An 18,803-nucleotide genomic window follows, 5' to 3' on the forward strand; every position below is an offset into this window, starting at 1 on the left:
GGTTCAGCGGAAGTCGTGGGATTTGAACCGCACGACCGCTTCCGGGTCCATGCCCTCTGCGTGCGGCGGCCAATAGGAGTTTCGCGGCTCGGGCCGCCACCCCTTGTCGCCGCGGTCCGGCGCGCCAGCATGTCGGGCACCGTCCCCACGCCCGGTTCGATGCGGGAAAGAGAGTTCGCCGACCCTGTGAAGCAGGTCCCCATGATCGATGATCCGGTCACAGATGACGTGGATCACTTCGCCTTCCTTCTGGACCCTTCCTTTCATGCCGATCATTGAGGCCGACATCACGGTTCTGCGCTGAGCTTCGAAACGGTCTGGCCATAAGATGCCGTTGGCGATGCCTGTCTCGTCCTCGATGGTGATGAACAGCACGCCTTTGGCGCTGCCTGGCTTTTGCCGGACGAGGATGATGCCGGCGACTTCGACGTGTCGGCCGTCGCGAATGCTCGCGAGATCCGCGCAGCGCGTCACGCCGCGTCGGGCCAGCTCGTCTCGCAGGAAGGTGAGCGGGTGGGCGCGAAGCGATAGCTGGAGCGAACGATAGTCCTCGATAACCTCCCGGCCATCGGTGAGCGGTCGCAAGCTCACCGCCGGCTCGACGCCTTCGGGGCTGACTGTCCGCGCCGTGCGATCCGCCGCAGCGAAGAGCGGCAATGGTGCCTCTCCCAGGCCCCTCACCTTCCATAAGCCTTGCCGACGATCGGCGCCGAGCGTGTGGAACGCATCTGCGTCAGCCAGCTTCTCGATGGCGGCTCGCTGTACGCCCGACCGCCGCCAGACGTCCTCGACCGAATCGAACAAAGCGGTGGAACGCGCGCCGACGACCGCGGCGCCGTCGGCGTTCGAAAGGCCACGCACCTGACGCAAGCCGAGCCGGACGGCGAGGTACTGTCCGCCCGTCGGCTCGAGCGTGCAGTCCCACCGGCTTGCGTTGATGCAGGGTGGCCGGACCTCGACACCGTGGTCGCGCGCGTCTCGGACAATCTGCGCGGGCGCATAGAAGCCCATTGGCTGAGCGTTCATCAGGCTGGCGCAGAAGACGTCCGGGTGATGATGTTTCATCCAGGCCGACGCGTAGGCGATCTTGGCGAAGCTCGCCGCGTGGCTTTCAGGAAAGCCATAGGAGCCGAAGCCCTCTAGCTGCCGGAACGTGCGCTCGGCGAAATCACGCGGGTAGCCCCGAGCGACCATTCCCTCGATCAGCTTCTCCGAAAAATGCGAGACGCCGCCGGTGAACTTAAACGTCGCCATCGCGCGTCTGAGCGCATCGGCCTCGGCAGCCGAGAACCCCGCACCGACGATCGCGACCTTCATCGCCTGCTCCTGGAAGAGCGGCACACCGAGCGTCTTCTCCAGCACCGCACGAAGTTCCGGCCGAGGGTAATCCGGCTTTTCCAAGCCTTCGCGTCGGCGCAGGTAGGGATGGACCATGTCCCCCTGGATGGGGCCGGGACGCACAATCGCGACCTGGATGACGAGGTCGTAAAACCGCTGCGGCTTCATGCGCGGCAGCATGGACATCTGCGCGCGGCTTTCGATCTGGAACGTCCCGAGAGTATCGGCTTTCTGGATCATGGCGAACACGGCAGGGTCGTCGTCCTGCAGGTCGGAAAGGCCGATCCGGATTCCTTTCGCCTCCTCCAGGAGGTTGAATGCTCGGTTCATGCAGCCGAGCATGCCAAGCCCGAGAACGTCGACCTTCATGAACTTCAGAGCGTCGATGTCATCCTTGTCCCATTCGATGATCTGGCGGTCTTCCATGGCGGCAGGCTCGATCGGCACCAGATCGTCCAGGCGGTCGTGAGTGAGCACAAATCCCCCAGGATGCTGCGACATGTGCCGCGGGGTACCGATGAGCTTGCGCGCTAGGTCGAGCGTCAACCGCAGCCGTCGGTCCGCTAGGTCGAGGTTCAGCTCCTCAACCTGCTTCTCGCCGACGCCCTCTGCTGACCATCCCCACACCAGGCCGGCAAGCGAGGCGGTGAGGTCTTCGGGCAGTCCCATCGCCTTGCCGACGTCTCGAACCGCGCCTCGTGCCCGGTACCGAGTGACGACAGCCGTCAGAGCGGCACGATCGCGCCCATAAGTCTCGTAAATCCACTGGATGATCTCCTCGCGGCGCTCGTGCTCGAAATCGACGTCGATATCGGGCGGCTCGCGGCGTTCACCGGACACAAACCGTTCAAAGAGCAGCTCATGCTTGATGGGATCAATCGACGTGATGCCGAGCACGAAGCACACGCAGCTGTTTGCGGCCGACCCGCGGCCCTGACACAGGATCCCGCGTCGCCGCGCCTCGCGTACGATCGAGTGAACCGTCAGGAAGTATGGCGCGTAGCCCAGGTCCGCTATCAACCGCAGCTCGTGGTCGATCTGATCACGATAGGCTTGCGGCACCGGGCCGTCGAACATCCGCGCGACCGCGTCGTTCGCCAGTTCCACGAGCGCCTGTTGCGCCGTCAGACCTTCGATCACGCGCTCGTGGGGATATTGATATGCAAGCTCCCCAAGGTCGAACGTGCAGGCCCCTGCGATATCAACGCTCGCCCGCAACGCGTCGGGATAAGCCCGGAAGCGCCGGACCATCTCTTCGGGCGATTTGAGCGCTCGATCTGCATTGACCTCACGGCGAAAGCCGAGTTCGTCGACGGTACATTTCTCGCGAACGGCGGTGACGACGTCCTGCAGGAGGCGAGCGTCAGGCGTGTGGTAGAGAACGTCGCCCGTCGCGACCGCGCGAACACCGACCCCGCCGGCCTGTCGTGCCAACGCATCGATCCGCACTGCGTCGTTCGGCCGTCGCCGCTGGAACAGTGCCATGTAACCTCGGCGACCGTAGACGGCCTTCAAGTCGGCGAGCGCCGCCAGATTCTCCGCGTCAGCCTCATGGGGGAGGAGGATGGCGATGACGCCTTCTGACCAAGGCTGCAGGTCGTGCCAGTGCAGCAGGCACCCGCCCTTTCCCGCCCGCCTTTTTCCAACGGTCAGGAGCCTGGTGATCCGTGACCATGCTGATCGATCCGTCGGGTAGAGGATCAGACGACGCCCGCAGGAGAGATCAACACGCGTGCCGGCGATCGACCGAACTCCCGTCGCCTTTTGCGCCTCCCAGGCGCGCACGACCCCTCCTACGGTCCCCATGTCGGCTATTCCCAACGACGGATAGCCAAGCAGAGCCGCCGCCGAGAACAGTTCCTCGGGGCTCGACGCGCCGCGCAGCAGCGAAAAGTGCGTCAGCACCTGCAGCTCGACATAGGCGGTCATGCGAAAACACCATGGATCCACCAGCTAAGATCGCCGGTGTCGTCGTCCATTCCGTCGCCGCGCCGGAACAGCCAATACCGGCCGCCATCCCCGTCCTCGACCCGGAAATAGTCCCGCACAGCCCAGACTTCGGCATCGCGCCGCCACCACTCGCCGTGGATGCGTTCCGGCCCATCGCCAGCAACGACACGGTGAGGCTTACCCCGCCACTCGAAACGGCGGGGCGGTTGGTCTGGCAGGAGCGCGATGACGCCCCAGAGCGGCTCCGGGCGAACCAGTAGCCTGACCGGACGTTGCCATGCCGGCCAATCCCCCGGGAGGTCGATCGGACTGCTGCGCGTCACCGCCCGCTCTGGTACGTGGCTCTCAACCGGGGCAATCCGGTAGACGGCTCCGCTGCCGATCCGTCCCGCAACCACGTCGACGAGGCGGGCTGGGTCTCGCGTGACTGTATCGCCGGCAAGGACGGCGCCCAGATCGACTGCATCCATCGGTTCTGTGTGAGGCGCTGCCAGCCGGAATTGTTCGACACCCACGCCCGGGTCGATGCGCTCGATCCGGAGCTTCAGCAGGCGCAGAAGGTGGGGTACATCGCGGGTAGGCCGGGAAGTGCCGATGCCCACGATCTGCTCACTGCCGTCGATACGCAGACCGGCAAGCCGGAGCGATCGAACGCCAAGCCCTCTTGTCTGCAACACCTGGGCAAGATCGCCAAGGAGATCGACCATCACTTGCTCGATCGCGTCCGCGGTGCCGATCGGCTCGAGCAGCCGGCGCTCGACCATCGGGGTACTGGGGTCCACACGCGGGGTGATCGGCTCTGCAACGCTTCCGAGCGCTTGATCGAGGCGGGTGATGGCGGGTAGGCCGAGCCGTCGCGCCAGCGGTCCCCGCGCGACCGGGAGGAGATCGGCCACCGTATCGAAGCCGAACCGCCGTGCCGCACTCAGCGCTGTCGAAGTCAGTCGAAGGGACGCGATCGGAAGCGGGGAGAGCGCGGCGGTGATCGAGCCGGGCGCCACGCAAGCGAGGTCTGCACCACCGAACCGAGCCAGCGCATGGGCAGCGCCAGGAGTCTCGGCGACCGCGATGCGCGCCGTAAATCCTGCGCGTCTGCAGAAGGCGAGCAGCCTCTGACAGAAGCGGCGCTCGCCGCCATGGAGGTGTGCGCAGCCGGTCAGGTCGATCCACAGCCCATCGGGATCAGACACGGCTGCGGTCGGAGACCAGCGCCGGACCGCAAGTAGGGCCAAACGATCGAGCAGCGCCGCATCCGCTTCGGGTTCGGCGGGGCGCAGGTCGAGGTCCGAGACGAGCGCACGCGCATGTGTAGCCGCCATGCCAACATGGATGCCCAGCGTCTGCGCTCCCGGGCAGGCGGCGACGATCTCTTCTCGGCGCCCTACCTTGCCGAACAGAGCGAGTGGGGCATCCGCAGCCATGGCGGCTGCGTTGCCTTGCAAGGGTACTGTCGCCGGCTTTGCTTTGAACGGATGCTGCGCCGCCTCCGAACGTCGGCCGAGTTCGCGTGCCGGTGGTTGCGAGTGCTTTGGCAGGCTTGCGATCTGCGCCTCAACTTCGGCGCGCGACGGCAAGCCTTCGCGGGCCCAGCGCGCGCCCGGTCGCCAACCGCCGCCGCGCGGAACCGAGCAAGCACCGGGATCATCGTCGACGGGGAATTGAAGCGCCGGCCGGCTAGGCGGCGGCGTGGCGGACCGTTCCTGCCGTCTCAGCCGCTCGATGGCCAAGTGCGGCAGGAACGCGGAGACGACCCGTCTCATCGCTGCCCTCCACGATCAGGGAGAAAGACACGCCACTACGTTGGCGGGCCAGTTCGACCGTCCAGCGCGGCCGTCCCACGCCGCTGACCTCGAGCCGCTCGGACGGTGCGCTGGCGATCCGCCAACGTGTCCAGGCAGCGGACGGTTCGGCCAGTGGATCCTGACCGAGACGACGCCTTCGCCGCAGGAGCAGGACGGGAAGGTCCGCATCCGCCGCGGCAAGCTGCAGACGACGTGACGCCACCATCGAGATCCTTTCGGCCTCTGCCACGATCACGGCCGGCGTCCCGTCGCGGATCGCGTCCTCAACAACGGCGAGGAGCTCGGTGTCGTCGCGTGGTTGGGCGTGGATGACCGCAGCCGAGGCAAGGCCCGCTTGCGCCAGCGCGGGTGCGTACAGGTCGCTGCGGCAGCTGACCCACAGGACGGGACCATTGCTGCTCGCCGCCTCCCGTGCGGCAATACCACAGAGGAAAAGCGTCGTGGCTGCATCGTCGACAAGCGAGCAGGTCTGCGCTGTCGCCTCGTGCAGTGCTCCGGCCCTCAGACCGCCGCTCGCGAGCCGTTGGTCGAGCTCCGGCACGCCGAATGGCATCGTTCGATACTCTGCGAGCGGGGTCGCGATCGAGCGAAGGCGGGCTATGTGGGCGGGGCGAGAATCGACGGCAGGCATGATCAACTAGACTCGGAGTGTTCCCTCTATGTTCCGCCAAGAGGCGTCACGGGTCAAGCCGTTCAATTCCGATGGATCCTCTTTAGGTTCGCTTACGGGTCAACCGTCAGCAGCTCTTCTACGCTGCGGGCGAGCAACCGATGTGAGCAAGTTGGTGGCAGTCAGGCGTCGATCTCGATGAGGTCGTCGGCCGGGGTCTCGACCTGGCGGATCATCTCGCCGGCGTAAGGCTGGACGAGCGCCAGAGCGTCGGCCGCACTGCCGTCGAGCCATTGCAGCAGGTCGCAGGGTCGCAGGATCACCGGCATAGCCTTTGGATGCCACGGCTTCACGAACTCGTTAGGGTTCGTCGTGGCGAAGGCATAGGCCTCGCCCCGCTCGGTCGGGCGCCACAGGCCGGCGAAGAAGCCGATCGGCTGATCCGGAAGGGCAAACCACATCTGCCGCGGCTTGCCATCGTCGCCGGTGCCACCTTCAGGATGCGGCTCGGCGAACCAGGTGAACGGCACGATGCAGCGGCGCTCAGCGCTCGCGATGGATGGCTTCCACATGGACGAGGCGAGGTTCCGCGCGTTCGTGACGTATTTGTCGAGCTTGATTTCCGGGTTGCGCTTGCTCGGCACCTTGGTCGGAAAGCCCCATTCGAGCAGCACCATCTCCAGGGGCCGGTTGCCGGCCGCGCTCCGGCGCACGATCGGGCCATGTCTGGCCGTCTTCTTGCCGGTCGGGAAGATCTCGCGCGCTGGCGGGAACACCTCGTCGGGCGCATAGGGCGGCTCGAACCCGCACGCGCGCATGACGGCGGCCTGTTTCGCGGAGATGCGGTAGCGGTTACACATGCGCGCGGTTCTGCCACGTTCAGGCGGGACTGTCAGGCGATCGGCGGTAGGGAGAACGATGAAGCTGACCAGTGACGCCGTCGAGGTGGTGAACCGCAACGCGCTCGTCACCGTGGCGCTCAATCAAGGCTACAACGTGTATCTGCCGGTGTACGACAACGGCATCGATCTTATCCTCCTCAACGAGGCGACCGGCGACACCAGGCTCGTGCAGCTCAAGGGGCGGTGGACCATCGACAGGAAGTATATCGGGAGAAATATCTGGGTGGCGTTTCCGGATCGTGGTGTCTGGTATGTCGCTCCGCATGACGAGATGCTCCGCTTGGGCGAGCGGCACACCGGCACCGATAGCTGGGCCAGAGGCACCTACAGCAAGAGTCCTCTGAGCAAGACCGACCGAGAGGAATTGGCGGCCTATCGGTTTGGCGAGCCGGACAGCGTTATGGAGGATGCGGCGAAGCTCGGCGGATGAGGGTGAACGTCAGCCTCTTGGCATCCTTAGAGAGCGAGCCCGATACATAGCAGGATGATGGCGGCCGAGCCGGCGACGAGTTTGCCTCCAGCGAGAACGCGCGCTGGTCGACCGGAACGTAACCGCTTGCCTGTCCTGTCCAGGCCCGTCCGGAGCCCGAGCACGCCATCGGCCGCGAGCACACTGCCGATGATGAACAGCAGAACCGAGAATCCCTTGGCGAAGGCGTGCGGCGTCAGGCCGGTGATGATGAAGGCGGCGACCAGCGCTATCGTGAGGAGCCCGTAGAGGGCGAAACCCACGTCCAGCAGGCCGCGTAGCCGCTTCGGGCCGTTCCAGTCTGTCGGCCAGCGCAGAAGGATCATGGGGCGGAGACAGAGCCGGCAGCTCTGGACGTGAGCCTCTTTGGGCCAGTGGTCGATCGTGTGTCCGCAGTAGGGGCACCCTGGCCGACGGTACGGGAACGCGGTCGCCGGGCTCAGCATGGTGGTGTCTCCGTTCGCGGGGCGAGGTAATAGGCCGCAATCGCCGCGCCGCTGATCGTCCCCTCGACCGTCACCTGGCTCCCGATCAGGTGGCCCAATGGCACGTCGCCTGTGAGGCGCCAGCGCATCCCGTCAGGCTCGAGGAGCATCGGCCCGCGCGGTGTCATCTCGACGACGCCGGCGAGCCGTGTTGAACCGGGTGTGGTCATTCCGCCGCTTCCGCGAGGTTGTCTATCTCTTCGGCCGCCGCGCCATTGAAGCACGCGATAGGGCAGTGAAGCAGGAGCCGCCCGTGTGAGCGCAGCTTCTTGCCGCCGAGCCTGATCGGATCGCGCGCGAGCCGCTGGCAGGGCTTGTTCGAACGATTGCGGAACGCGCAGGGTGCGGCGAGTGGAGGCAGGGGCAGCTCGACCACCGGCTTTGGTTCGGGAGCGGGCAGCGGTTCGCCGAAGAGATCGCACTGGTCCATGACGTGCTCCGATCAGCCACCAAGCGGGGCCGCGTTGCCGAAGCGGTTGGCTCGGCGGGCGCCAGGCTCGATGCAGAGCCATAGCTGGGTGAAGACCGAGACCGCAGCCGTACCCATCAGGAGCGGAGCGCTCGTGTCGAGCGGGTCGCCGAGAAGGGCCAGGAGCGCGATCCAGATCGTGTTGAGGCCTGACCATCCGACGTCGTGGAGCCGCTTCACCATCACCGCGGACGCGATCCAGGCGGCCATCCCAATGGAACCGAGCAGCGCGGGTTGAGACAGCCCGGCGAGGAAGTGGACGAAGCGGATGTCGTACCGGCTCGCGAACAGCAGCACCCAGCTGGCGGCGATCGTCGCGACGAACGGCAACCGCCCCACCCTGCCCCTATAGGCGAACAAGACCTCGCCAACATCCACCCCCCTCTCCTTTACCTGGGCGTCCCTGACGCGAGCGGCGGGCTGGCGGCCGGAGGAGTCGCGTCGACAGGCGGAGAGATCCTTGTCTGCGCGTCCACGGTGAGCTTCCTGAAGCTGTCGAGCAGGGCAAGCGAGGTGATGTTACCGATGTCCGTCGACGTGTAGGCACCCCCGAGAGCCCCGACCCCGAGGCTCAGGAGAAGGCCGCCGCCTACCACCGTGACGTCGCGCTTGCGCGCTGCGCCCGTGGCTACGGCCGTCTGGACGCCCGTTTTCACGTTGACCAGCGTGAGCATGGTCTGGCTCTCGAGCGTCTTGGTCTTGAGCCCGACGGCCGATCCAAACGTGCCGCCCACCCCGCCGCCCCCGCCGCGGGCATTGCTGTCGGAGTAGAGGACCTGGGCGGTAAGGAGGTAATCGGCCGCGCGTAGCGTGGCCTGGTTGAGGGCGGCACCATTGGCAACCGAACCGCCGGCGGCGAGCTGGCGTTCACGCTGCAGGGCGTCGAACGCGCCACCACGCTCGACCACCTCGAAACAGCCCGAACGGGCCGTCAGGAGCTTCAGGAGGGGCAAGGGATCAACCTTGGCGGTGGACCCGCCGTTCTGCCGTTCGGCGAGTTGCACGAGCGCGCGCATGCCCGGAGGAAGCTGATCCTCGACGTCGGCGACGCTGCTGCGATCCTCGACCAGCGCGATCGTGCCGAGCGGCTGAGAGCAGCGCGGCAGTTCGGACGTCTCGTCGACGCCGGTGCCGCCCTTCCCCAGCTTTTGCGCGAAGGCGGTTGAGGGTGTGACGGCCGCGAGAGCGGCCGTCACGGCGAGGAGAATAGCCCGGTTAGGCACGCTTCTTGGCCGCATGCTTGGCCGGGTCGCAGATGCCGGCACGCTCCTCCGCCTCGGCGACCTTCTTCGCCTCGTCGCAGTCCTTGCAATCGGCGCAGTCGGCACATTCGGGGCAATCCTTGCAGTCGCCCTTCGCATGGGCGCCGGCGTGCTCCTTCCAGTGCGCCTTCTTGAGGCTGACCTTCGCGGCGGCATCCTCCCCGGCCTTCTCGCCGGCGAAGCTCGCCATCGCGAGGAGAACGGGGCTGGCCGGCGTTGCGCTCGCGGCTGCGGGCATGCCTACGGCGAGAGCGATTGCCCCCCACGCGGCGAAACGTAGTAGCATCATGGTGTTTGATCCTTTCTAGCATCGTGAAGGCGGCTGCGACGTCGCAGCGCCGTTGGTGGCAAGGCCACCACTCCCGGCGGCCGGAAGGCCGGCGAGGTCTTCGCCGCCGCGTAGATGAGCGGGACGATCGTTTGGGGGGAAAACTCCATCCCGGAATGCTGCAGGATAAGTGGACCCGGGGTCATCGCAGTGGCTCTGGCCGGGTGACGTTGAGGCGCGTGTGTAGGTTGCCGTCGGGCCGACGTCGTAAATCGATGATATGTGTTGCCGTCCGCTCGAACGTCATAGGCTTGACGACGGTCTCATAAGACGTGTTCGGGCCGAAAAACCGTATCGGGCCGTGCCACTTCTGCCCTCCAATGAGGCGCATCTGATAAGTGCCGCGGGGTACGGGCACGCGGACTCGATCGTCGCCGGCAACGTAGATCGAGAGGACGTGCTCTCGTGTGACCGGGTCGATGAGCTGAACGACTGCGTTAGCGTTGCTCGTCTGCACCTCGAGCCAGCTCGTAAGCCGCTTAGTGCTGAGCGATGTCGCGACCGTGACGCTACCGGACTCCGGGAAAGACTGCGCGGCCGCAAGGTCCGGGATCCAGCCACTTTGCTTGGCAGCGCCATACATCGGGATCAGCGTCAGCAGAGCTGAAAGGCCGAGGATCCAACCCTGCAGCGGGTGGGCCTTGAACCTGGGCGACGGTCTATATCGACCCTTCTGGTAGTCGTGGCCCCGGTTCTTGGTGCTGAACCATGGCTCTGTGAACTCAACCCGCGACTTGGCGTCGATCCACGATGCGCTGCCGAGCGGCACCGATTTGGCATCGCGGACCTTCGCAGCCCGCGCATCGCGCGCGGCCTTGCCGAATCCCCAGCGAACCTTTCCGTCGTCGAGTCCCTGCCGCTTTCGATACCGCTCGCGCATGTAGTCGCGATCATCGAGGCCCATGTGTTCCCCCCTGAGTTGGCTGGCTTGCTGCAGACGTGAGGAATGTGCCGCCGCCTGTTTGGAGGCTTCCCATGCGGTCGTAGAGCCCCTGATCGCGGTGCATCGCGATCTTCAGGAACACGAGCGTTTCGACCAGGACGGCCATCCACACGGCGCACTCGCGCCATCCGATTGCCGACGGCGTGTCCGTGAGCGCGACCCACGCGAGCCCGGCGAGTCCTATTGCCGTGGCGATCCTGACGCTCGATCGGAGGCCTGCGGGAAGCGGTGGCGCGCCCGAGCGCCGCATCCAGCCCGGACCGGCGAGATTACCGGCCAGGTAGAGCAGCACGGTTGCGTAGATCGCCGAGAGCAGCTGGGCCTCAAGCATGGCTGGCCTGCCGTTCGGCTATGGCGACCGCGCCAGGCGATCCCTCAGGGTGGAGCAGCGGAGCGAGCGCCTGCCGGACGTTCGACAGGGTGGGCTTGGTCCGGCCGGAGATGCGGATCGTGGTGTAGCCCGCCCGAGCGGTCATCGCGTCGCGCTTCGCGTCGCGGACCGCGTTGTGCGAATAGTCGTCCACCTCGATCAGGGCGACGATCGCGCCGCTCGTCCGGTCCTGCACGACGAAGTCGACGATCTTCTGCGAGAAGCTGTTGCGGTCGGCGTGCGAGACCTTGCGGCCTAAGCGACGTGGAACCTGCAGGAGCGCGCCCATCGCGACCTGGGCATGGACCCGGTGCGCGGGCAGGATGCGCTCGATCGCGACCAGCATCGCCAGTTCGCGGTCGGTGAGGAACCGCTTCGCGACCGGCGCGGGCGGTCCACCGAGCCCGAGCGTGTTCTTCAATAAGCCTAGCAGCGCGAGCGCGCAGACGATGAAAACGAGCAGCGCCACGGGGGAGCCGGTGATCTGGCTCATGGGTTGCGATCTCCGCTGGCCGCGGCCGGCGAGGAAGTGTCGGCAGGCGTCGACACCGCCATCCACTCGCGCTGCGGGATCATGTCCGCGGTGGTGATCGGATGATCGCGGCGGTACGAATCTGGGCCGAGAAGGGTCGTGAAGGCGACAAAGGCAGCGAGGCCGATCGCGCCGAGACCCAGCGTCCTCCAGAAGCGCCGCTCTCCCTGGCGGCGGCGCGCGCGGTCCTGCTCATACTCGCGGTCCCGGGCCGCGCGCTCGGTCGCCTCTCCCATGGCGAGAAGCTCGGTCGCCGCGGCCTCACGCCGGTTGCAGAGGTCGCGCAGAGCCAGCGACACCCGATAAACGGGATCCTCTGCTCGGTAGCGGCCCTGCTCGGCGAGCGCGATCGCCAGCCCGCCGAGATCTTCGGCTTGAAGGCGCAGCATGGCGGCGCGCTGCCGCCAGTCGATTGAGCTCTCCGTGTGCATGCTCATGTCCCCCGATCGGACGGCGCGGCCGGCGGACCCGAACCGCGCCGGCCTGCCCGTCACCAACCGTCCCGACGGCCCTCGCCGCTGTCCTTCAGCCCGCAGCGGTCCAGGTTGGAGCGCCGGATCTCCAGCTCGATCCCGTCCCCCTTGTCGCGCGTGCGGATGTCCCTCGGGTCCACACCGTTGCGCTTGGCGAAGTCCTCGGCGGCTTTCTCGCTTCCGAACTTGCCGACGTCGTCGAAATCCCATCCACTCATGTCGTCGTCTCCATCATCCGGCGGTCCGGCCGGTCGGTCGTCACAGGTCGAGCCCCAGGCTGCGTTCCGGCAGCGGCGGCAGGATGTCGCCGCGCTCGGGCTTGAGGTCGGGCGGTGATTTCAGGTCATCGACCTTGGGCAGCGGCGGCTTGCCGTTGCCGTCCGCGGGCGCCGGTGGGTCGCCGGGCAGCGGCGGCAGGTCCTTGAGGTCGATCGGGCCGGGGTCGAACTTCTCGCGCGGGCCGGGGCCGGGGGTGCGCTCGCGATCGACGTCGAGGCGGCCGATCGTCTCCAGCGCGGAGGTCTTGTTGCCGGCGTTGTGGTCGAGCTGGCGCTCCAGCTTCTCCTTGTCGTCGACCACCATCGTCAGCTCGTCGCGGACGCGGGTGACGCCGACGTTGAACAGGCGCTGGTTGGAGAGGTTGCGCTCCTGGCTCGACATGACGGTGATCGCCTTGTCGGTCGTGATGCCCTGCGCCATGTGCATGTTGAGCGAGTAGGCAAGGTCGAGGCGCGACAGCATCGGGTCGCCGAGATCGAGCGTCAGGCGCTCCTTGCCCGCCGTCTCGACGGTGACGCCGTTCGCATCGATCGTGAGCACGCACGCGAGCGCCGAACGGTGGAGGCCGCGGTCCTTGTCGGTGGCGGTCCAGCGGATGCGGTCGCCCTCGCGAAGGTGGAGATCCTTCTTCTCGCTGAGCTGCAGGCGGTCTCGCTTCTCGGTCGGCGACAGCTTCTGCGGGTCGAACCGGATACGTTTGTTGCCGAGTTTGAGGTCGACCTTGCCATTGGGGTGGACCTTGTCGACGTCGTAGCGACCGGCGACGAGGCCGACGTCCTGCCCGCCTCCCCTGCCCACCTCGAGCGTCTGCCCGGGCTGGTAGGTCGAGGCGTAGCGCAGCTCCTCGCGCGTCGTGTTGACGCGCTCATAGACGGTGAGGTGGATGCCTTCGCCGCGCACGCTGCCCTCGCCGGCGAGACCGTCCTGGATCGCCAAGTTGATGATCGCGCGCGACGCCCGCCCCGAAGCGAACACGGCGGTCGCCTCCCGTTCTTCCGGCGAGAGCCCCAGCCACATATCGGCCGCGTGGTGGGCCGGGCTCTGGTGTTCGACCACGTTGTCGCCCAGCACCTTCATCGCCTTGCCGGCCTCCCCGACGTTGGCGAGCGCGGCGACGGTGCGCAGCTGGTCGGTGCGCTGGCGGATGTTCTCGTCCATCCGCGCCATCGTCCCGCCACCCGCCTGAATGAGGGCGAAGGACTTGCCGGCGTCGATCGAGGAGAGCTGCTGCCGGTCGCCCACGAGGACGAGCTTCTCGACGCCGAGCGCGGCCGAGATCTGGTGCAGCTTCAGCATGTCGTCGCTCGACACCATCGAGGTCTCGTCGACGATGAGCATTTGGCCCGCGAAGGTGGCGCGCGCCTGGTCGTAGGCGTCAGTGTCGCGATTGGAAACGTGGCGCTCGTTGGCCATGATGAAGGAGGCGATCGTTTGCGACTTGATCCCCGCCCCCTCGGCCAGGTCCGCGACCATCTTGTTCTGGAAGGCTAGTCCGGTGACGGTGCGCCCCTCGGCTTCCGCGACGCGCGCGACGGCCTGCAGCATGGTCGATTTGCCGGCGCCGGCGATGCCCTGCACTACGACGGTCCGGTCCTCGGACGACACGATCAGCGTCGCGGCCGCGAGCTGGCCGGCGTTGAGCTCGCGATCCGCGGCGGCCTGTAGCCGCTCGGGAGCCTCGCTGGCGGCGATCATGGGGGTGGACTGGCCCTTCCCCTGCTCGACTGCCTTGAGGATGCTCTCCTCGGTCCTGAGCGCCTCCTGCGTCGTGACCATGCGCGGACGGGTATCGGTCTCCCGCGCCTCTCCGGCGATCAGCCGCCCGCGCTCGACCAGTTGCTCTATGCGACGCTCGACATGGTCGATCGTCACGCCCTTGAGCCCAAGGTCGAGCGCCGTCTTGCCGAGCATGGTGGTGCTGAACGCCGCCTCCCGCTCCGACAGCATCCGGACGGCCGAGGCGACCGCCAGTTGCGCGCGCGCCTCCGCGGGCGAGTGGGTGATGCGGCCAAGGCCACGGTCGACCAGCGGGTCGCGCGGCCTGAGCACGCTGCCCAGCTTCTCCCATGCGCTCGTCACTGCGTCGGTGACGGCGCGATAGCCCCGCTCGACGGCCCTGGCGGGCGTGCGCTGATCAGAGCGGGACTGTGCGGCTTCGAGCAGCGCCTTTCCGTCGAAGCCAAGCGCCGCGGCCTTCTCGATCCAGTCGCGTTGCAGGCCTTCGCGGTCTTCGACGTTCAGCTTCGGATCGCGGGTATTGGTCGTAACCCCATCGCGACCCTTCGGGGAGGTGATCCCAAGTTCGGCCGCCTTCGCTAGGATGGCCTCGCGTCGCTGGCTGAACGCCTCGAGCACCGCTTTGGGAACGCCGGCGATTTCGAAGGTGCCGTGCTTGCCCTTGAGCTCCACCTGATAGCCGAGCTTCTCCATCTCCTCGCGCAGGAAGGCGTGGTAGACCGAGCCGATCGCCGTGTTGTTGCTCCAGATCTTCGAGGCATGGAGCGCCTGCCATTTCCCGTCAGGCAACTTGGTCATGTTGGCGATGACCGCGTGTATGTGGGCCTGCGGATCGAGCGCCCTGCTCGTGTCGTGCTGGAACAGCGCATAGACGAGTTTGCCGGTATGGACGGGAAGGACTCGCCCGTCCGAGTCGATCTTCCGGCCCTCGGCGAACTTCGCCTCGACCCACTTCATCGTGCGTGTGACCGCATTTGAATTGGCGCCTCCCTCCCCCAGGATGCGCTTGTCGCCAGTGACGTAGGCGAGGACCGAAACCGACTTCGGTGCCGAGAAGGTCAAATCCATCCCAGGTCGGCGGTTCTCGACCTCCTCGCCGTTCGGTAGATTACCTTGGAGGACGCTCTCGAAGGCATCCTTGTCGACCTCGCCGACGAGGCCAAGCTCAGCCGCGCCCTCGCCGCCCCAGACGCTCAGTTCGGAGCTGCCCTCGGCGGTGTAGTAGTCGTCCTTGGCAAAATAGTTCGCGGCGCCAGAGGCCGAACCGACGGAGGCGACGGAGAGCATCAGTCGACCCCTCGCGAGAACGACAGGCGCTGCGACGATCGGTCGGTATCGCCGGCCCGCTCCTCGTCACCACGGGCGGCGCGCGCGGCGAGCATCGTCGCCCACATCCGGCCGAGCCGGAGCCGCTCGAAGTGGCTGGCGATCCGGACGAGGCAGGCGGTCGCGACATAGGCACCGCACGATGCCGACCAGGCGGCGACCAGCTTGAGCGCGAAGGCCAAGGGTACGATCGGCGCCGCCCGGCCCAATGCCATGGTCCAGATGACCACGGCGACGATCGCCGGCACGATCAGAGGCCCGAACATCACTGCCGGCCGGACCCACGGCGCGCGCTGGGTGATCCGCATGAAGGCGAAGAAGCCGACGGCGGCACCGTGCGAGCCGGCGATCATGGCGGCGACCCCGAGATGGCTCGCGTCAGCGATCATCGGACCGCCCTCCCCGCGCGCTGATGGGGCGTTGCAGCCCGGCCGGATGGGTGCGGCCCGAAGCGGAAACGGGAGCGGGGCCGATGCGACGGATCGAGGGAACGAGCAGCACCGGCCTAGATCCCCATTCCCATGTCGCCGTCGTCGCGGCCGATGGAGAAATCCTGCCGCAGCTCGACGATGGTCTGATCCTCGACCTGGGCCGTGGTCTGGTGACTGCGGCCGTCGCGCCGATCGTCACGATCGCGGGATTGAGCGGTCTCCTGTTCGGGACCGGACCGGGCAGCCTGCGCCTTGTCGGCGGCATGCTCGCGCGGGGTGTCGCCCTCGTTGCGATCGCTGTTGTTGTCGCGGGTACGGGCGACCGTGCCTTCCTTCTCTTCCTCGACGTCCGAGGTCAGGATGCGGGCGGCCATGTCCTTCGCGATGTTGGGATCGGCGGCCTCCTCGATCACTTGGCTAGCGCCATCCCGCCCGCCGGCTTCTTGCCCCTCCTCCTCGTCGAACACCCCTTCTCCGCGCTTAGACCGAACCGGGGCCATGTCGGGCCGCGCGAGGAAGCCCTCGGCGATCTGAGGATAGTCTTTCCAGACGAGCTTGATGCGGGTAGCGGGGAAGCCGTCGGGGAACTTCACGAAGCCGTTCATCGACGGGAGGTTCGTGATGTCGTCGGCGATCACGAGCGGTTCGACCTGCTTGCGTGGGGTCAGCGTCGAGGCGTCGCGGGTGTTGTTGTAGCCGTAGCTGTAGGCCTCATCCATCTGTCGCACTTCGCGGTTTCCGATGTAGCGGGCGCACTGCTCGGCGGTGTCGAGATCGGCGGTGGCGAGGATGAGCTTGGAGCGGGCGAGCGAGGCGAGATTGCGGGCGCCCTGCTCGCCGTAAACCTCGACCAGCTTCTCGAAGCTATGGATGCCGAGGATCATCGCGCCGCCGAAGGCGCGGGCGGTCTGAAGGCCGTTCTCGATCGCGGGCAGGCGGTGCAACGCGCCGAGCTCGTCGAACATGAACCAGGTCCGCAGTGAGCGGGTGCGGGGCATGGTCATCAGCCGGTTGATGGCGAGGTCCATCCAGAGCGTCAGGAGCGCTCGGTTCATCGGCAGGTCGACGTAATTTGACGTGATGAACAGGATCGAACCGGGCTTCTTTTCGCCGGTGATCCATTCACGGATGGAGAAGCGGGGACCCTCGTCGGGAAGGAAGCGGAGGACCTGTGCGTTGGTGTTGAAGACGGCTCGGATCGACTCCGCCATGCGGGCCGCTTCCGGAGCCGTCAGGGGGTCGGCGATGGTGTTCTGCAGGTAGCGGTGGACGCGCTTCAGATCGGCGGTCATCAGGTGTTCGGAGAGCGCGAGATTGGTGGTCTCGCCCTTCTCGATCAGCTTGACGCACATCTCGATGAAGAGGGTGCGGGCGGCTAGCGCCCAGAAGGGTTCGGAGGAGCCGCCGTCAGACGGGATCAGGGCAGCGGCGGCGGCGGTGAACTCGCTGTGGGTCTGGCAATCGGCGAAGATCGACCAGGCCGGGCAGCGGCGGTCCATCGGGTTCAGGATCGTATCGCGTTTCGGGTCGAAGAACGCCTCGACGTAGGCGCCGGTCAGGTCAAAGATCACGGCGCTGTCCTGGCGCTCGCGCATCTGCTTCACGAGCGCGCGCAGCTCGGTCGTCTTGCCCGAGCCGGTTGTGCCGATCAGCATCGTATGGGACTGCTCCATTCGATGCGGAAACGGGATGCCGGCCAGCGTGTAGGGATGGTGGATTCCGGCGGCCTTCCGCTCGGCGAACGGGAGCTGCAGCACCCGCTTGGGCGACACGTCGGGGAAGCACTCGCGGGCTTCCTTCTCGAACGCCGCGTAGTTGTGCTGGGACACCTCGGCGAGGAGCACGTCGCGCTCGACCAGCATGGCTCCGCGTTCGTGCCGCTCCTGCAGGATCGACTTGCCGCGGCGGCGTGAAATATCGACGAACCAGATCGTGAGCGGGATGGTCAGGAAGATGCTGACCAGGAAGGCTCCGAGGAGCCCGCGCATCGCCACGCTCCATGCTCGCTGGACGTCGGGAATCTCCTGCACGACCGCCATGATGGTGTGGCGGATCTCGCCGGTCGGTAGGGTGACGTTGACCTTCTTGGTCGGGTCGAAGCCGACCCAGTCCCAGAGCATCGCGTAGAGCTTCATGCAGATGAGCTGGAAGCCGTGTTCGTCCAGCTTCAGCGACATGATGATGAACCATGCTGCGGCGAAGGCGAAGAACCACAGGACGACGGGCATTTTCGCGCCCGAGAACCACATGAGAAGTTCGTGGGTGAGCAGCTGACTGCCGCGGGTGAAGTTGCCCGCGTTGCGGTGGACCTTGCCCCTGGCGGAATGGTGATGGAGGGGTATCGCCCGCCCGTCAGTGCGGATGTCGCTACGCGCCATGGTACTGCTCCAGGCGCTTGTCCGTGTTGGCGATGATCCGCTCGCGATATTCGGGATATTGCTCGCTGATCATCACGTCGACGGCGAGCTGTAGAAACTCGCTGATCCGGGCGAGCCGGCGGTGACTGGTGGCGTCGAGTGCGGAGTCCGCCACGTAGGCGACGACGGCCGCTCGGATCACGTCCGAGGGCTTGCAGTTCCGCTTGTCAGCGAGGGCTTCGATGCGGTCGAACAGGCCCTGCTCGAAGCGGACCATGAAACGACGTTTGGTGTCTGACAAACCAACCTCCTAGCAGGGAGGCTGGTGGGGACTTAAGAAAGCGACACGACGTATACCGGATCGCGTGGATTGTCGCAAAGGAAATCGCTACACGCCGGAAGCCGTCAGACGCTGTCAGACGCCTAAGCTGTTGTAACCAAACGGTTTTTGACCCGGCGCCAAGTCGTCAGACGTTGTCAGACGCCCCCCAGCCTTACTATCGTGCTGTAATCATTGGGGAAACTAGCACCGTCAGGTGCAAGGGTGTGCATTCTATCTAGGACTGATCAGTTGGTCCTGGGTCGTGTCGGTCGTCCATTCATGGGGGTCGTTTTGGAGTCCGGCTGGGCATCGTCCGCCCTGCGGGCGGAAGGGTCTCGGCCGTGATTCCGGCCGCGGCTACGGGGACGGAGTGATCCCGTCCGGCGCGCCTGGTCGACAGACCAAGCGCGCTCATCAA

20 protein-coding genes are annotated in these 18,803 nt (G+C 66.4%); 1 reads left to right on the top strand and 19 read right to left on the bottom strand.

The window, feature by feature from the left end; genetic code table 11:
- Positions 1-3: 3 nt before the first annotated feature.
- The 4 genes from ACUCV3_RS15865 to ACUCV3_RS15880 all read right to left on the bottom strand — a co-directional run bounded on the left by ACUCV3_RS15865 (position 4) and on the right by ACUCV3_RS15880 (position 6,560).
- Complete coding sequence (locus tag ACUCV3_RS15865) at positions 4-3,267, bottom strand: error-prone DNA polymerase (protein ID WP_482240838.1); 3,264 nt, start codon at positions 3,265-3,267, stop codon at positions 4-6.
- On the bottom strand, positions 3,264-5,048 hold the full coding sequence (locus ACUCV3_RS15870; protein ID WP_482240839.1) for a Y-family DNA polymerase: 1,785 nt from the start codon (positions 5,046-5,048) through the stop codon (positions 3,264-3,266). The genes ACUCV3_RS15865 and ACUCV3_RS15870 overlap by 4 nt, the downstream gene beginning before the upstream one ends.
- Positions 4,963-5,643 carry an ImuA family protein gene (locus ACUCV3_RS15875; protein ID WP_482240840.1) on the bottom strand — a complete coding sequence of 227 codons (681 nt, stop codon included), beginning with the start codon at positions 5,641-5,643 and terminating at the stop codon, positions 4,963-4,965. Before ACUCV3_RS15875 ends, ACUCV3_RS15870 begins: the two co-directional genes overlap by 86 nt.
- A gap of 239 nt (positions 5,644-5,882) precedes the next feature.
- On the bottom strand, positions 5,883-6,560 hold the full coding sequence (locus ACUCV3_RS15880) for an SOS response-associated peptidase (RefSeq protein WP_482240841.1): 678 nt from the start codon (positions 6,558-6,560) through the stop codon (positions 5,883-5,885).
- A gap of 58 nt (positions 6,561-6,618) precedes the next feature.
- Here ACUCV3_RS15880 and ACUCV3_RS15885 point away from each other — a divergent pair, with 58 nt between their 5' ends.
- Entirely contained in the window at positions 6,619-7,032 is a 414-nt protein-coding gene (locus ACUCV3_RS15885) for a hypothetical protein (RefSeq protein ID WP_482240842.1), read from the top strand.
- 26 nt (positions 7,033-7,058) lie between these two features.
- Here the strand turns inward: ACUCV3_RS15885 and ACUCV3_RS15890 are convergent, their stop codons facing one another.
- The 15 genes from ACUCV3_RS15890 to ACUCV3_RS15960 all read right to left on the bottom strand — a co-directional run bounded on the left by ACUCV3_RS15890 (position 7,059) and on the right by ACUCV3_RS15960 (position 18,364).
- Entirely contained in the window at positions 7,059-7,397 is a 339-nt protein-coding gene (locus ACUCV3_RS15890) for a hypothetical protein (RefSeq protein WP_482240843.1), read from the bottom strand.
- Between the two features lie 113 nt (positions 7,398-7,510).
- Positions 7,511-7,726, bottom strand: coding sequence for a DUF5818 domain-containing protein (locus ACUCV3_RS15895; RefSeq protein WP_482240844.1), 216 nt, complete (start codon positions 7,724-7,726; stop codon positions 7,511-7,513).
- Entirely contained in the window at positions 7,723-7,986 is a 264-nt protein-coding gene (locus tag ACUCV3_RS15900) for a hypothetical protein (RefSeq protein ID WP_482240845.1), read from the bottom strand. The genes ACUCV3_RS15895 and ACUCV3_RS15900 overlap by 4 nt, the downstream gene beginning before the upstream one ends.
- A gap of 12 nt (positions 7,987-7,998) precedes the next feature.
- Positions 7,999-8,403, bottom strand: a complete 405-nt coding sequence (locus tag ACUCV3_RS15905) for a DUF805 domain-containing protein (RefSeq protein WP_482240846.1) — start codon at positions 8,401-8,403, stop codon at positions 7,999-8,001.
- Between the two features lie 11 nt (positions 8,404-8,414).
- On the bottom strand, positions 8,415-9,221 hold the full coding sequence (locus tag ACUCV3_RS15910) for a CsgG/HfaB family protein (protein WP_482240847.1): 807 nt from the start codon (positions 9,219-9,221) through the stop codon (positions 8,415-8,417).
- 19 nt (positions 9,222-9,240) lie between these two features.
- Entirely contained in the window at positions 9,241-9,576 is a 336-nt protein-coding gene (locus ACUCV3_RS15915) for a hypothetical protein (protein WP_482240848.1), read from the bottom strand.
- Positions 9,577-9,757: 181 nt separating this feature from the next.
- Positions 9,758-10,519, bottom strand: coding sequence for a hypothetical protein (locus ACUCV3_RS15920; protein WP_482240849.1), 762 nt, complete (start codon positions 10,517-10,519; stop codon positions 9,758-9,760).
- The gene (locus ACUCV3_RS15925; RefSeq protein ID WP_482240850.1) at positions 10,506-10,889 is read right to left on the bottom strand and encodes a hypothetical protein; all 384 of its coding nucleotides are present in this window, start codon (positions 10,887-10,889) and stop codon (positions 10,506-10,508) included. The genes ACUCV3_RS15920 and ACUCV3_RS15925 overlap by 14 nt, the downstream gene beginning before the upstream one ends.
- Entirely contained in the window at positions 10,882-11,421 is a 540-nt protein-coding gene (locus ACUCV3_RS15930; RefSeq protein ID WP_482240851.1) for a DUF2726 domain-containing protein, read from the bottom strand. Before ACUCV3_RS15930 ends, ACUCV3_RS15925 begins: the two co-directional genes overlap by 8 nt.
- Entirely contained in the window at positions 11,418-11,897 is a 480-nt protein-coding gene (locus tag ACUCV3_RS15935) for a hypothetical protein (protein ID WP_482240852.1), read from the bottom strand. Before ACUCV3_RS15935 ends, ACUCV3_RS15930 begins: the two co-directional genes overlap by 4 nt.
- Before the next feature lie 53 nt (positions 11,898-11,950).
- The gene (locus tag ACUCV3_RS15940; RefSeq protein WP_482240853.1) at positions 11,951-12,151 is read right to left on the bottom strand and encodes a hypothetical protein; all 201 of its coding nucleotides are present in this window, start codon (positions 12,149-12,151) and stop codon (positions 11,951-11,953) included.
- A gap of 40 nt (positions 12,152-12,191) precedes the next feature.
- On the bottom strand, positions 12,192-15,236 hold the full coding sequence (mobF, locus tag ACUCV3_RS15945) for a MobF family relaxase (RefSeq protein ID WP_482240854.1): 3,045 nt from the start codon (positions 15,234-15,236) through the stop codon (positions 12,192-12,194).
- Positions 15,236-15,664: a hypothetical protein gene (locus ACUCV3_RS15950; protein ID WP_482240855.1), complete on the bottom strand. Its 429-nt coding sequence runs from the start codon at positions 15,662-15,664 to the stop codon at positions 15,236-15,238. Before ACUCV3_RS15950 ends, mobF begins: the two co-directional genes overlap by 1 nt.
- A gap of 116 nt (positions 15,665-15,780) precedes the next feature.
- Positions 15,781-18,084, bottom strand: coding sequence for a type IV secretion system DNA-binding domain-containing protein (locus ACUCV3_RS15955; protein ID WP_482240856.1), 2,304 nt, complete (start codon positions 18,082-18,084; stop codon positions 15,781-15,783).
- Positions 18,074-18,364 carry a hypothetical protein gene (locus ACUCV3_RS15960; protein WP_482240857.1) on the bottom strand — a complete coding sequence of 97 codons (291 nt, stop codon included), beginning with the start codon at positions 18,362-18,364 and terminating at the stop codon, positions 18,074-18,076. Before ACUCV3_RS15960 ends, ACUCV3_RS15955 begins: the two co-directional genes overlap by 11 nt.
- Between the last annotated feature and the right edge of the window lie 439 nt (positions 18,365-18,803).

The organism is Sphingobium sp. VMM, assembly GCF_056790315.1.

What these genes read in the sequence shown, in the direction of transcription:
- ACUCV3_RS15865 (WP_482240838.1), bottom strand. Translation starts at nt 3,267, where the DNA reads ATGACCGCCTATGTCGAGCTGCAGGTGCTGACGCACTTTTCGCTGCTG.
- ACUCV3_RS15870 (WP_482240839.1), bottom strand. Translation starts at nt 5,048, where the DNA reads ATGAGACGGGTCGTCTCCGCGTTCCTGCCGCACTTGGCCATCGAGCGG.
- ACUCV3_RS15875 (WP_482240840.1), bottom strand. Translation starts at nt 5,643, where the DNA reads ATGCCATTCGGCGTGCCGGAGCTCGACCAACGGCTCGCGAGCGGCGGT.
- ACUCV3_RS15880 (WP_482240841.1), bottom strand. Translation starts at nt 6,560, where the DNA reads ATGTGTAACCGCTACCGCATCTCCGCGAAACAGGCCGCCGTCATGCGC.
- ACUCV3_RS15885 (WP_482240842.1), top strand. Translation starts at nt 6,619, where the DNA reads ATGAAGCTGACCAGTGACGCCGTCGAGGTGGTGAACCGCAACGCGCTC.
- ACUCV3_RS15890 (WP_482240843.1), bottom strand. Translation starts at nt 7,397, where the DNA reads ATGATCCTTCTGCGCTGGCCGACAGACTGGAACGGCCCGAAGCGGCTA.
- ACUCV3_RS15895 (WP_482240844.1), bottom strand. Translation starts at nt 7,726, where the DNA reads ATGACCACACCCGGTTCAACACGGCTCGCCGGCGTCGTCGAGATGACA.
- ACUCV3_RS15900 (WP_482240845.1), bottom strand. Translation starts at nt 7,986, where the DNA reads ATGGACCAGTGCGATCTCTTCGGCGAACCGCTGCCCGCTCCCGAACCA.
- ACUCV3_RS15915 (WP_482240848.1), bottom strand. Translation starts at nt 9,576, where the DNA reads ATGATGCTACTACGTTTCGCCGCGTGGGGGGCAATCGCTCTCGCCGTA.
- ACUCV3_RS15920 (WP_482240849.1), bottom strand. Translation starts at nt 10,519, where the DNA reads ATGGGCCTCGATGATCGCGACTACATGCGCGAGCGGTATCGAAAGCGG.
- ACUCV3_RS15925 (WP_482240850.1), bottom strand. Translation starts at nt 10,889, where the DNA reads ATGCTTGAGGCCCAGCTGCTCTCGGCGATCTACGCAACCGTGCTGCTC.
- ACUCV3_RS15930 (WP_482240851.1), bottom strand. Translation starts at nt 11,421, where the DNA reads ATGAGCCAGATCACCGGCTCCCCCGTGGCGCTGCTCGTTTTCATCGTC.
- ACUCV3_RS15935 (WP_482240852.1), bottom strand. Translation starts at nt 11,897, where the DNA reads ATGAGCATGCACACGGAGAGCTCAATCGACTGGCGGCAGCGCGCCGCC.
- ACUCV3_RS15940 (WP_482240853.1), bottom strand. Translation starts at nt 12,151, where the DNA reads ATGAGTGGATGGGATTTCGACGACGTCGGCAAGTTCGGAAGCGAGAAA.
- mobF (WP_482240854.1), bottom strand. Translation starts at nt 15,236, where the DNA reads ATGCTCTCCGTCGCCTCCGTCGGTTCGGCCTCTGGCGCCGCGAACTAT.
- ACUCV3_RS15950 (WP_482240855.1), bottom strand. Translation starts at nt 15,664, where the DNA reads ATGATCGCTGACGCGAGCCATCTCGGGGTCGCCGCCATGATCGCCGGC.
- ACUCV3_RS15955 (WP_482240856.1), bottom strand. Translation starts at nt 18,084, where the DNA reads ATGGCGCGTAGCGACATCCGCACTGACGGGCGGGCGATACCCCTCCAT.